General features: G+C 37.4%; 12 protein-coding genes and 1 other annotated feature. All 12 genes read left to right on the forward strand.

The genetic code is table 11. The annotated features are described in order from the left end of the window. Positions 1-76 precede the first annotated feature (76 nt). The 12 genes from ML543_RS06235 (at position 77) to ML543_RS06290 (ending at position 12,773) form a co-directional block, all read left to right on the forward strand. On the forward strand, positions 77-475 hold the full coding sequence (locus ML543_RS06235; protein ID WP_243386286.1) for a cytidine deaminase: 399 nt from the start codon (positions 77-79) through the stop codon (positions 473-475). Next, on the forward strand, positions 468-1,373 hold the full coding sequence (era, locus tag ML543_RS06240; protein WP_243386287.1) for a GTPase Era: 906 nt from the start codon (positions 468-470) through the stop codon (positions 1,371-1,373). Before ML543_RS06235 ends, era begins: the two co-directional genes overlap by 8 nt. 108 nt (positions 1,374-1,481) lie before the next feature. After that, complete coding sequence (locus ML543_RS06245) at positions 1,482-1,625, forward strand: YqzL family protein (protein ID WP_243386288.1); 144 nt, start codon at positions 1,482-1,484, stop codon at positions 1,623-1,625. 27 nt (positions 1,626-1,652) lie between these two features. After that, positions 1,653-2,405, forward strand: coding sequence for a DNA repair protein RecO (recO, locus tag ML543_RS06250; protein ID WP_243386289.1), 753 nt, complete (start codon positions 1,653-1,655; stop codon positions 2,403-2,405). A 53-nt stretch (positions 2,406-2,458) separates the two neighbouring features. Next, positions 2,459-2,630 (forward strand) — a binding site (T-box leader). An 82-nt stretch (positions 2,631-2,712) separates the two neighbouring features. Then, a complete protein-coding gene (gene glyQ / locus ML543_RS06255) occupies positions 2,713-3,600 on the forward strand; it encodes a glycine--tRNA ligase subunit alpha (protein ID WP_243386290.1) in 888 nt (295 codons plus the stop codon). After that, positions 3,593-5,650 (forward strand): glycine--tRNA ligase subunit beta, encoded by a 2,058-nt coding sequence (glyS, locus tag ML543_RS06260; RefSeq protein ID WP_243386291.1) that lies wholly within the window; start codon positions 3,593-3,595, stop codon positions 5,648-5,650. The genes glyQ and glyS overlap by 8 nt, the downstream gene beginning before the upstream one ends. Positions 5,651-5,957: 307 nt before the next feature. Beyond that, positions 5,958-6,599, forward strand: a complete 642-nt coding sequence (locus tag ML543_RS06265; protein WP_472924420.1) for a transcriptional regulator CcpN — start codon at positions 5,958-5,960, stop codon at positions 6,597-6,599. A 20-nt stretch (positions 6,600-6,619) separates the two neighbouring features. Continuing rightward, positions 6,620-7,432, forward strand: a complete 813-nt coding sequence (locus ML543_RS06270; protein ID WP_243386292.1) for a pyruvate, water dikinase regulatory protein — start codon at positions 6,620-6,622, stop codon at positions 7,430-7,432. Between the two features lie 390 nt (positions 7,433-7,822). Beyond that, on the forward strand, positions 7,823-8,272 hold the full coding sequence (locus ML543_RS06275; protein ID WP_243386293.1) for a YaiI/YqxD family protein: 450 nt from the start codon (positions 7,823-7,825) through the stop codon (positions 8,270-8,272). Between the two features lie 37 nt (positions 8,273-8,309). After that, positions 8,310-10,112, forward strand: coding sequence for a DNA primase (dnaG, locus tag ML543_RS06280; protein WP_243386294.1), 1,803 nt, complete (start codon positions 8,310-8,312; stop codon positions 10,110-10,112). Between the two features lie 48 nt (positions 10,113-10,160). Continuing rightward, positions 10,161-11,276, forward strand: a complete 1,116-nt coding sequence (rpoD, locus tag ML543_RS06285; protein WP_243386295.1) for an RNA polymerase sigma factor RpoD — start codon at positions 10,161-10,163, stop codon at positions 11,274-11,276. Positions 11,277-11,627: 351 nt separating this feature from the next. Next, the gene (locus ML543_RS06290) at positions 11,628-12,773 is read left to right on the forward strand and encodes an acyl-CoA dehydrogenase (RefSeq protein ID WP_243386296.1); all 1,146 of its coding nucleotides are present in this window, start codon (positions 11,628-11,630) and stop codon (positions 12,771-12,773) included. Positions 12,774-12,793 lie beyond the last annotated feature (20 nt).

The raw sequence follows: 12,793 nt of genomic DNA on the forward strand, positions 1-12,793 counted from the left end.
ACAATGGAAATATACAGCGGCTTCATGTAAAATAATAAGTAGAAGCTGCTAGCAACAAAGAAAGGGAGAATCGTCAATGAATAAACAACAACTAGTATTAGAAGCAAAAGCAGCAAGAGAAATGGCTTATGCACCATATTCGAAGTTTAAAGTTGGAGCGGCGTTATTGACGAAGGATGGAAAGGTTTATAAAGGTTGCAATGTCGAGAATGCAGCATATTCTTTATGTAATTGCGCGGAGCGAACAGCTCTATTTAAAGCGATTTCTGAAGGAGATAAGCAATTTGATGCCATTGCAGTAGTGGCAGATACTGCTCGACCTGTACCACCTTGTGGCGCATGCCGTCAAGTTATTTCTGAGCTATGCCCACCAGAAATGAAAGTTATTTTAACTAACTTAAAAGACGATATTCAAGAACTAACAGTGAAAGAATTATTACCTGGAGCATTTTCACCGGAGGATTTACATGAGTAATCAGTTTAAGTCAGGATTTGTTTCAATTATTGGAAGACCGAATGTTGGAAAATCGACATTTGTAAATCGTGTTATTGGGCAAAAAATTGCTATCATGAGCGATAAGCCACAAACAACACGTAATAAAATACAAGGTGTCTACACAACAAATGATTCACAAATTGTTTTTATCGATACACCTGGTATTCATAAACCGAAACATAAGCTTGGCGACTTTATGATGAAAGTTGCGAATAATACGCTAAAAGAAGTCGATTTAATCTTATTTATGGTTAATGCGACGGAGGGCTTCGGTCGAGGAGAAGAGTTTATCCTTGAACGATTAAAAGAAACAAAAACACCTGTGTTTTTGGTCATTAACAAAATTGATCAAGTTCATCCAGACGATTTATTAGGGATTATCGATCAATATAAAGATAAATATAACTTCAAAGAAATTATTCCTATATCTGCACTACAAGGAAACAATATTGAAAACTTATTACAGGAAATCGAATCTTATTTACCGGAAGGGCCACAATATTATCCGAGCGATCAAGTAACAGATCATCCAGAGCGTTTCATTATTTCTGAGTTAGTGAGAGAAAAGGTGTTACATCTAACAAGAGAAGAAGTCCCACATTCTGTTGCAGTGGTCATCGATTCCATTGAGCGTAGAGAGAATAATGAAGCTGTCTATGTTGCTGCCACAATCATTGTCGAGAGGGATTCTCAAAAAGGGATTGTTATTGGTAAACAAGGAAAAATGTTGAAGGAAATTGGTCAACGAGCACGTGTTGATATTGAGAATTTATTAGGTTCGAGAGTGTTTTTGGAGCTGTGGGTAAAGGTTCAAAAAGATTGGCGAAATCGACTCACGCAACTACGAGATTTTGGCTTTAGAGAAGACGAGTATTAATTTAGCTCAATTAACAATTTCTGTTTCACATGAAAATGAGACGAAGTGGTCAAGATATGATGTAAGGGATTTGGCTTCTAACTCTTAAGTGAGGAAGGTGGGTTTATCATGTTAGATTTCACCTGGAAAGTATTCACTCAAACCGGAAGTATTGATACGTACCTTCTCTTTAAAGAACTTGAAAAGGAAAATGGGGATGGTACGGAAGCGCAAGAAGATGAACTAGCTGAACTTGATTTTCCTGTATCGTAGTGCTAGCCTTATGGATGGTGAACACGATTGCTATATAAATGTGAAGGAATAGTCATTCGGACATCTGATTATGGAGAGACGAATAAAGTCGTAACGATTTTCACACGTGAAAATGGGAAAGTTGGGGTAATGGCAAGAGGGGCGAAGAAACCTAGTAGTCGGCTCTCGGCTATTACCCAACTTTTTACTTATGGGACATTTCTTTTTCAAAAAGGTTCTGGATTAGGAAGCTTACAGCAAGGAGAGACGATACAATCGATGCGGTCTGTCCGAGAAGATATTTTCTTAACGGCGTATGCTTCTTATATAACAGAGCTTCTTGACAAAGGGACAGAAAATGAAAAAGGAAACCCATTTTTATTCGAATTATATTTACAGTCTTTGAAATATTTAGCTGATGGAATTGACCCGGATGTGCTTGTTCATATATTTGAAATGAAAATGTTGAATGTATTGGGGCTATATCCTAATTTAAATGAATGTGTTAGTTGTGGAGCGAAAGAAGGAACATTTCACTTTTCCTTACGTGAAAATGGGTTTATTTGTCATCGTTGTTTTCAACATGATCCCTATCGCTTATCCATTTCGCAAAATGTGGTGAAGTTATTACGGCTATTCTATTATTTAGATTTGTCAAGACTCGGGCAAGTATCGGTAAAAAATGAAACGAAAAAAGAATTGAAATGGGTGATTGATGAGTATTATAAAGAATACTCAGGAATCGTATTGAAATCGAAGCGATTTTTAAATCAACTTGATCAATTAAGGAATTCTTTATAGAAAAGTTGACAAGTCCATTTTTTTTCATTACTATTCAAGTAACTACATATATACGTATTGCAGTGATAGAAAGGAGTACCTACGATATTCATAAAAAGCGACCTTAGGATGGTGCGAGCTAAGGTATGAACCGTAGGGAAGGGCGTTCTGGAGCAAATTTAGTATAAAAGAGGCTGGCAATTGTCAGCAAATAGGGTGGAACCGCGGGTTACTCTCGTCCCTATGCAGATGAGTGCATAGAGATGAGAGTTTTTTATGTTTGTACACGAAAAAGCAAAAATAGGAAAACTTTATGGAGGTGTCCAGTATGAATATTCAAGATATGATTTTAACGTTGCAAAAGCACTGGTCTGATCATGGATGTATTTTAATGCAAGCGTATGATGTGGAAAAAGGTGCGGGGACAATGAGTCCGTACACGTTCTTAAGAAGTATAGGACCGGAGCCTTGGAATGTTGCTTATGTAGAACCGTCAAGACGACCTGTAGATGGACGCTACGGTGAGAATCCTAACCGATTATATCAACATCATCAATTTCAAGTAATTATGAAGCCATCACCTACAAATATTCAAGAAATTTACTTGGATTCATTACGAGCGCTGGGGATCGACCCTTTAAAGCATGATATTCGTTTTGTAGAAGATAACTGGGAGGCGCCTACTCTTGGTGCAGCAGGACTTGGTTGGGAAGTATGGTTAGATGGAATGGAAATTACACAATTCACGTATTTCCAACAAGTCGGTGGATTGGAATGCAACCCTGTATCCGTTGAGATTACATACGGTATTGAGCGACTTGCTTCCTACATCCAAGATAAGGAAAATGTCTTTGATTTAGTATGGACGGATGGTTTTACAGTCCGAGATATTTTCTTAATGCCTGAATATGAGCATTCTAAATATACGTTTGAAACTTCAGATACAGAAATGCTATTTAACTTATTTAACATTTATGAGAAGGAAGCTCATCGTCAAATGGACAATGGACTTGTTCACCCAGCGTATGACTATGTTCTTAAATGCTCGCATACATTCAATCAATTAGATGCAAAAGGGGCAATATCTGTAACGGAAAGAACGGGATATATTGGTCGTGTTCGTAATTTAGCTCGTAAAGTGGCAAAAACGTTTTATGAGGAAAGAGAACGTTTAGGCTTTCCGATGTTAAAGGAGGAGGGGAACAATCATGAGTAAGCGTGATTTACTACTTGAAATTGGCTTAGAAGAAATGCCTGCGCGCTTTGTATCTCAAGCTAGTGAGCAACTAAAGCAAAAGGTTGAACAGTGGTTAAGTGATCACAAACTTTCCTTTGAGTCAATTCAAAAGTTTTCAACACCAAGAAGATTAACAGTGTTAGTGACAAATGTAGATGAGAAACAAGATGACATTCAAGAAGAAGCAAAAGGACCTGCTAAAAAAATTGCTCTTGATGCCGATGGTAATTGGACGAAAGCGGCAATCGGATTTTCAAGAGGACAAGGAGCTTCTGTAGAAGATATCTTCTTTAAAGAAATTAATGGTGTTGAGTACGCATTTGTCGAGAAATTTGTAAAAGGGCAAGAAACGAAACATTTAATTGGAGAGTTAAAAGCGGTAATCGAAGGCCTTTCATTCCCGAAAAATATGAAATGGGGAAGCTATTCTCTTCGATATGTGCGCCCTATCCAATGGTTAGTTGTTATGTTTGGAAATGAAGTCATTCCTTTTGAAATCACAGATATTCGAACAAATAATGTGACTGTTGGTCATCGATTTATTGGGGAAAATGCTTCAATTCCTGAACCATCTATGTATGAAGAAGTCTTACTCGAACAACACGTAATCGCAGACGAAAAGAAGCGTAAAAACCTTATTCGTGAGCAGTTAAAAGAGTTAGAACAAGAGAATCAATGGGTCATTCCAGTTGATGAAGATTTATTAGAAGAAGTAACGAATCTCGTGGAGTATCCAACAGCGCTGTTCGGCTCATTCGAAAAAGACTATTTAAATCTTCCTGAAGAAGTACTTGTAACTACGATGAGAGAACATCAGCGTTACTTCCCAGTAAAAGATCAAAGTGGACAATTACTTCCGTATTTTGTTACAGTTCGAAACGGAAATCGCGATCATCTAGAGAATGTTGCTCGCGGTAACGAAAAAGTACTTCGTGCTCGCTTATCGGATGCAAACTTCTTTTATCAAGAAGACCAGAAGCTATCTATTGAGAAAGCGATTGAAAAGCTTGATAAAATTGTCTTCCATGAAGAACTAGGAACGGTTGGAGAAAAAGTAAAACGCGTCGTTAAGCTTTCTGCCAAGCTAGCAGAAAAACTTCAATTATCTGAACAACAAACAAAAGATATTGAAAGAGCAGCTTCGATTGCGAAATTTGACTTAGTTACACAACTTGTGTACGAGTTCCCAGAATTACAAGGTATAATGGGTGAAAAATATGCACGATTAAAAGGTGAGCGTGAAGACGTTGCAATTGCTATTAATGAACACTACATGCCTCGTCACGCGGAAGATAATGCTCCGTCGTCTGTCGTAGGTGCAGTTGTAGGTTTGGCGGATAAATTAGATACAATTGCAGGATTCTTCTCTATTGGAAACATCCCATCAGGATCACAAGATCCATACGCGTTACGTAGACAAGCAAGTGGTGTCGTACAAACATTAATCTCGAAAAAATGGCGTTTTACATTAGAAGAGCTTTTTGAATTGGCTGCTGAGCCATTCACGAAACATGAAAATTTATACGAGGAATGGAAAGCATTCTTCCAAATGCGTGTGAAACATTTATTACAAGAATCTAGTATTCGTTATGATATTATTGATGCAGTTCTTGGTTCTTCTATTCACGAAGTCAATGCATATATTGAGCGTGCTGAAGTATTAAAAGATAAACTTCATGAAGACGACTTTAAAGAAGTAGCTGAAGCATTATCGCGCGTTCTTAACATTTCGAAAAAAGGTGAAGTGTCAGTAATTAATGAATCACTCTTTGAGAAAGAGGAAGAAAAAGACCTTTATCAAGCATATTTAAAACTAAGAGATCAATATTTAGCGCTCACTGATAAAGGAGAATTCGAAAAAGCCTTTGACCTGTTGAAAGGACTAAAAGATGTGATTAACTCATATTTTGACGGAATTATGGTAATGGCAAATGATGAAAATCTTCGTCGAAATCGTTTAGCTCAAATGGTTGAACTCGCACGTCTTATCACATCTTTTGCAAATATTAATAGCATTGTCGTAAAATAATTAAAAGACGATTATCCATTGGATAATCGTCCTTCTTTTCACTTGACTCTTTTCTATAGGTTATTTTCGTGTACATGGTGTCTTTTTGTCATGCATTGATGGAAGACTTAAAGCAAAAGGTTGGGACTCCGGTGAGCAGCTCGATCCGAAACTAGAAAGACCGTCCCAACGGGAAGCATCCGCCTTTCGCTAAAAAACTCTGTAATGAAATGTTTTCACTATTCAACAAGTTGAAATAGTATATAATAATTTTATATAGTATGGCATAATTAGATTGAGTTGAACGTTGAACTTGTGTTCATTAAAGGTGGTGAGGACGATAGAACTGAACAAACGCCAAGAACAGATTTTGCAAATCGTGAAAGATAATGGTCCAATAACAGGTGAGCATATCGCTGATCAATTGAATTTAACTCGCGCGACATTAAGACCTGACCTTGCAATATTAACAATGGCAGGGTATTTAGAAGCTCGTCCGCGAGTGGGCTATTTCTATACGGGAAAATCGGGTTCTCAACTATTAAGTGATAAAGTAAAGAAGCTTCAAGTAAAAGATTTTCAATCCATTCCCGTTGTTGTTCATGAAAACGTTTCAGTTTATGATGCGATTTGTACAATGTTTTTAGAAGACGTTGGAACGTTAATTGTCGTTGATGATCGCTCTTTACTAGTCGGCATATTATCTAGAAAAGATTTATTAAGGGCAAGTATTGGAAAACAAGACTTAACCTCGATTCCTGTACACATTATTATGACGAGAATGCCGAATGTAACGGTTTGTAAAAAAGATGATCTCATTATTGATGTGGCAAAAATTTTAATTGAAAAACAAATCGATGCTTTGCCTGTTGTAAAAGAAATTGAAGAAGGTTATGAAGTAACAGGAAGAGTAACGAAGACGAATATGACGAAGATACTCGTAGGGCTTGTTGAAGATGAGATTATCTAATGGATTTGGGGGGAGTGGCTTTGAGTAGTCGAATTTTATACGTCGTATCAGATTCTGTGGGGGAAACAGCAGATTTAGTGGTGAAAGCGGCCATTAGTCAATTTAATGGTGCGGCCAATAATACACTAGTAAAACGAATCCCATACGTAGAAGATAAAGAAACGATTAAAGAAGTTGTTCAATTAGCTAAATTGGATAATGCAATCATATGCTTTACGCTTGTTGTTCCTGAACTGCGATCATTCTTATTGCAAGAAGCAAAAGCGCAAGGTGTAGTATATCATGATATTATAGGTCCACTCATCGACAAAATGGAGACAGCATATGAGATAACTCCTAAATATGAACCAGGACGAGTACGAAAATTAGATGACGACTATTTCAAAAAGGTAGAAGCGATTGAATTTGCTGTGAAATATGACGATGGGCGAGATCCTCGTGGAATAATGAAGGCGGATATAGTACTTGTCGGTGTGTCACGTACATCTAAAACACCATTATCCCAATACTTAGCATTAAAACGTTTTAAAGTTGCAAATGTCCCAATTGTACCAGAAGTCGATCCACCTGAAGAATTATTTAAAGTGTCTCCTAAAAAGTGTATCGGATTAAAGATTAGTCCTGAAAAACTCAACTTTATTCGAAAAGAAAGACTGAAAGCTTTAGGATTAAATGACCAAGCTTTTTATGCCAATATTGATCGAATTAAAGAGGAAATTGAGTACTTTGAGAAGGTCGTGGATCGAATTGGATGCCAAGTTATTGATGTGTCCAACAAAGCGGTAGAAGAAACGGCTAATATTATTCAAAATATTATGTCTCAGTCGAAGTAGAGAATCGAGAGATGAATGGTGTCGGAAAAAAGTGATTTAAAAATGAAATGAATACGGAGGCTAACTCATAAAAATAAGGGTGACGCCTACAATAAGGATACTCGACTTTGTCGAGTATTCTTATCGTTTGTAAAGCAAAAATATCGAGGGCTTTGGAAATATATTTCAAGAAAAAAATAATAGCGAAATGAAAAGGTTTGTATTATAATAAAAAATTGTGATAAAATTATTCACTTTTAGGTTTAGACTTGAAAAAATACGAATAAACTATCTACTGTAAGTTGTCAAGGTTTTTTAAAGAAAAATATTCGACAAATCAAAGGTTGCTCACTCTCACTTTTTTCTTGAATCAAAAGAAGGAATCTCCAAAGTAATGGAGAAAATAGAAATATGGTGAAAATATTTGTCGATGCAGATGCATGTCCAGTAAAAAAAGAAATATTGCTAGTAGCTTCACGTTATGATATACCCGTTCACTTTGTAGCTTCCTACGCTCATATGTCTACTGTAAAACAGCAGGGTAGCTGGGTATATGTGGACAGTGAAAAGGAATCAGTCGACCTATATATCATGAATAATATTAATACAGCTGACATTGCCATTACGCATGATATAGGTTTGGCGAGCATCTTGTTGAAGAAGCAAGTTACGGTCCTTTCACCGAAGGGTAATTTGTACAGTGAGGACTCAATTGAAACTTCTTTATATCTTCGGTATATTTCGGCAAAAGAACGACGAAGTGGTCACATGACAAAGGGACCAAAGAAATTCTCAAAACAAGATCGAATTCATTTTACCAAAGTCTTAGAAAAAATTTTGTCGAATTATGCAGGAGATTAAAAAACTTTCAAGAATATATAATCACGGAGTGTTTTAGATGGGAAAAAGAATTCCCGACGAAGTTGTTGAACAAGTTCAAAAATCATCCGACATCGTGGATGTGGTTGGAGAATATGTCCAACTAAAGAAGCAAGGCCGCAATTATTTTGGACTTTGTCCGTTTCATGGAGAAAATACTCCGTCTTTTTCCGTTTCTCCAGAAAAGCAAATTTATCATTGCTTCGGATGTGGTGCTGGCGGTAATGTGTTCTCCTTTTTAATGCAATTAGAAGGAATGACCTTCACTGAAGCAGTGGCCCGACTTGCCGAACGTTCAGACATTTCGTTGCCAGATACAATACTCACATTGGATAGTGAATCATCCAAAACGAATTCTGATACTGAACGCATGATCGAAGCAAATGAACTTATAAAGAAATTTTACCATCATTTGTTATTAAATACAAAGGAAGGACAGCAAGCGTTAAATTACTTGCTTGAGAGAGGATTTACGGAGGAGCTTATCCGTACATTTGAAATAGGTTATGCCTTGAAAAGTTGGGACTTCATAACGAAATTCCTCGTGAAACGGGGCTACAAACCTGAGCTCTTAGAGAAGGCTGGGATTGTAATTCAAAAAGAGGACGGAACATATTTTGATCGTTTTCGTGACCGAATTATGTTTCCGATTAAAAATCATCAAGGCAAAACGATTGCTTTTTCAGGAAGAGTGTTACAAAAGGATGATCAACCTAAATATTTAAATAGTCCTGAAACAGCCATATTCAACAAACGAAAAATATTATATAACTTTCACCTAGCAAGGCTACATATTCGAAAACAGCAAGAAGTTGTTTTATTTGAAGGATTTGCTGATGTCATTTCGGCTGTAAAATCAGGTGTTCGACACTCGATTGCAACGATGGGAACGTCATTGACGGATGAACAAGCGAAAATTATTAGTCGTAATGCTCAAACTGTAGTAATTTGCTATGATTCCGATCACGCTGGTATCGAAGCTACTTTTCGAGCTGCAAAAGTACTTCAAGACACAAGTTCGACGATAAGGGTAGCACAACTTCCAGAAGGTTATGACCCTGATGACTACATCAATCAGTTCGGCGAGGAGAAATTTCGAAGTGATGTAATAGGGGCAAGTGTCACGTTAATGGCATTTAAAATGAATTACTACAGAAAAGGGAAAAACCTTCAAGATGAGGCCGAGCGATTAGCGTATATTGAAGAGATTATGACTGAACTCAGTCAATTATCGAACGAGGTAGAACAAGAATTATATTTAGGGCAATTATCTGAAGAATTCTCTATCTCAAAAGAGACGCTAAAATCGCAATTAAAGAAACGTTTGTCGAAAAACAATAAGCGTACAAATGAGCAAATGGTAAAGGGTGAACCTCAATTTCGAGTTCAACAACGTCCTTTGCTTCCTGCTTACCACAATGCAGAACGAATGTTATTAGCGCATATGTTGCGTAACCAAGACGTAGCAGAACGAGTATTGCATGAAGTGGGAGTTGACTTTAATATTGAGGAGCATAAAGCCATTGCAACTTATTTATATGCCTTTTATGAAGAAGGTCATGAGCCTGATATAAGCCTTTTTCTTAGTAAGCTCCCAAATGATCAAGTTCGCCGAATTGTTTCAGAGATTGCCATGATGAATATTTCTTCTGAGTTTAATGAAAAGGAAATAAAGGATTATATTACCCATGTGTCGAAACAGAAAGAAATGTCCATCCTAAATGAAAAGGAAGCAGAAAGGCGAGAAGCAGAAAGGCAAAAGGATTATGTAAAGGCTGCACAAATAGCTATGGAGTTAATCCAATTGAAAAAAGGAAATTAATGTTTTTTATAGATGTACTGCTGTATGAGTCTGGAAGGAGGGGATCCTATGGCTGAAAAACAAACCCATGCCGAAGTTTCCTTAGACCAAGTAAAAGATCAAATCGTCGAGCTGGGTAAAAAGCGTGGAGTGTTATCATACGAAGAAATTGCTGAACGTATGTCAAACTTCGACGTTGATTCAGACCAAATGGATGAATATTACGAATATTTAAGTGATCAAGGTATCGAACTAGTCGGTGAAAATGGAGAAGATGAAGATCCAAATCTCCAAGATTTAGCAAAAGAAGACGATGAAGAATTTGATTTAAATGATTTAAGCGTTCCACCAGGTGTAAAAATTAACGACCCTGTTCGAATGTATTTAAAAGAAATTGGACGCGTTGATTTATTATCAGCTGACGAAGAAATTGAATTGGCAAAGCGAATTGAAGAGGGCGACGAAGAAGCGAAAAGAAGACTTGCGGAAGCAAACCTACGCCTTGTTGTTAGTATTGCGAAACGCTATGTTGGACGCGGAATGTTATTTTTAGATTTAATTCAAGAAGGTAATATGGGTCTTATGAAGGCGGTAGAAAAATTCGATTACCGCAAAGGATATAAGTTTAGTACGTATGCAACATGGTGGATTCGTCAAGCAATTACCCGTGCGATTGCTGACCAAGCAAGAACAATCCGTATTCCAGTTCATATGGTAGAAACCATCAATAAACTAATCCGTGTTCAACGTCAGTTGCTTCAAGATTTAGGTCGTGAACCATCTCCAGAAGAGATTGCTGAAGACATGGATTTAACACCGGATAAAGTAAGAGAAATTTTAAAAATTGCTCAAGAGCCGGTTTCATTAGAAACGCCAATTGGTGAAGAAGATGATTCTCATCTTGGCGACTTCATTGAAGATCAGGAAGCAACATCGCCTTCTGAACACGCTGCTTATGAGCTATTAAAAGAGCAGTTAGAAGACGTTCTTGATACGTTAACTGATCGTGAAGAAAACGTTTTGCGCTTGCGTTTCGGATTAGATGATGGTCGTACACGCACATTAGAAGAAGTCGGAAAAGTTTTCGGTGTGACACGTGAGCGAATCCGACAAATTGAAGCGAAAGCACTTCGTAAATTACGTCATCCGAGTAGAAGTAAACGTTTAAAAGACTTTTTAGAATAGAATTTCAAAGGGCAGACCTAGTTGTCTGTCCTTTTTGTTTGCCATTGTATAGACGAGCATTTCGGATTAAATTATTTGGATGCAAGTAAAATATGGAACCGTTATCATGAACTTTGAACACTAGGTATACAGTTATTTTACTGAATCTTCATGTTTTTTGCAAACGGTTGTCAGAATAATTCCAAAACTTTTTGCGGTAGTTTCAAGGGTAATTAGTAAGTAAAGTTGTGAATATATACTGCTTTATCCAATTCATAAAATAAATACAAAAAATTTTAAATATTGAGAAAAAGTTCTTTTGTTATATATAATATAGTTGTAAGCGTATTCACGGTTAAATGGGGGGATAATATGAATTTTGAATTAACACAGGAACAAAGCATGATCAAGAAGATGATGCGTGAGTTTGCAGAGGGGGAAGTGGCGCCTGGCGCTGAAGAGCGTGATCGGACCAAAGCTTTTCCGGAGGAAGTTTTTTCGAAGCTAGGTGAACTCGGAATTCTTGGACTTCCGTTCCCTGAAGAGTATGGAGGGGGAGGAAGTGATACGATAAGCTTTGCAATCGTAGTAGAAGAATTAAGTCGAGTATGTGCTTCGACAGGGATTACGTATTCGGCTCATATTTCATTAGGTGGGGCACCAATTTACTTGTTTGGAACAGAGGAGCAAAAACAAAAATATTTAACGAAAATTTGTTCTGGAGAGTCCCTAGGTGCTTTCGGGCTAACGGAGCCAAATGCAGGTTCGGATGCTGGGGGAACAGAAACTGAAGCAATAGAAGAGGGAAATGACTTTGTCATTAATGGGAGTAAATGTTTTATAACAAATGCCTCATACGCTCAATTTCTTGCGTTGACAGCAGTTACAGGAAGGAATGAAAAAGGAGAAAAAGAAATAAGCGCCATTATTGTTCCAACAGATGCAGATGGGTTTACAGTGCTAGATCAGTACGAGAAAATGGGGCTACACGCTTCGAACACGACTGAGCTCGTTTTAGAAAATGTTCGTGTATCGCAAGATCATTTATTAGGAAACCGGGGAGAAGGATTTAAACAGTTCCTACAAACGTTAGATGGGGGCAGAATAGGCATAGGTGCGATGGCAGTTGGGATAGCGCAGGGGGCTTATGAAAAAGCGCTGCAGTATGCAAAAGAGCGTAAGCAGTTCGGAAAGACGTTAAGTCAATTTCAGGCGATACAATTTAAGTTAGCTGATATGGCGATGAAAATTGAACTTGCTCGTAATATGGTATATAAAGCAGCTTGGATGAAGGACCAAGGGAAATCATTCACAAAAGAAGCATCGATGTGTAAATTGTTTGCATCTGAAATGTGTATGGAAGTAACGAGTCAAGCTGTTCAAATTCATGGCGGTTATGGGTATATGAAAGATTATCATGTGGAAAGATACATGAGAGATGCCAAGTTATTAGAAATTGGTGAAGGAACTAGTGAAATTCAGCGTCTTGTAATTGCTCGTCAAATTGGATGTTCATAAAATTGATTGAGCGCTTGCTC

The sequence above is a fragment of the Bacillus kexueae genome (assembly GCF_022809095.1).
GTDB classification, from domain to species: Bacteria; Bacillota; Bacilli; order Bacillales; family Aeribacillaceae; genus Bacillus_BZ; species Bacillus_BZ kexueae.

Coding starts and splice junctions, on each gene's coding strand:
- glyS (WP_243386291.1), top strand. CDS start 3,593: ATGAGTAAGCGTGATTTACTACTTGAAATTGGCTTAGAAGAAATGCCT.
- ML543_RS06245 (WP_243386288.1), top strand. CDS start 1,482: ATGTTAGATTTCACCTGGAAAGTATTCACTCAAACCGGAAGTATTGAT.
- dnaG (WP_243386294.1), top strand. CDS start 8,310: ATGGGAAAAAGAATTCCCGACGAAGTTGTTGAACAAGTTCAAAAATCA.
- ML543_RS06235 (WP_243386286.1), top strand. CDS start 77: ATGAATAAACAACAACTAGTATTAGAAGCAAAAGCAGCAAGAGAAATG.
- glyQ (WP_243386290.1), top strand. CDS start 2,713: ATGAATATTCAAGATATGATTTTAACGTTGCAAAAGCACTGGTCTGAT.
- rpoD (WP_243386295.1), top strand. CDS start 10,161: ATGGCTGAAAAACAAACCCATGCCGAAGTTTCCTTAGACCAAGTAAAA.
- ML543_RS06275 (WP_243386293.1), top strand. CDS start 7,823: ATGGTGAAAATATTTGTCGATGCAGATGCATGTCCAGTAAAAAAAGAA.
- era (WP_243386287.1), top strand. CDS start 468: ATGAGTAATCAGTTTAAGTCAGGATTTGTTTCAATTATTGGAAGACCG.
- ML543_RS06290 (WP_243386296.1), top strand. CDS start 11,628: ATGAATTTTGAATTAACACAGGAACAAAGCATGATCAAGAAGATGATG.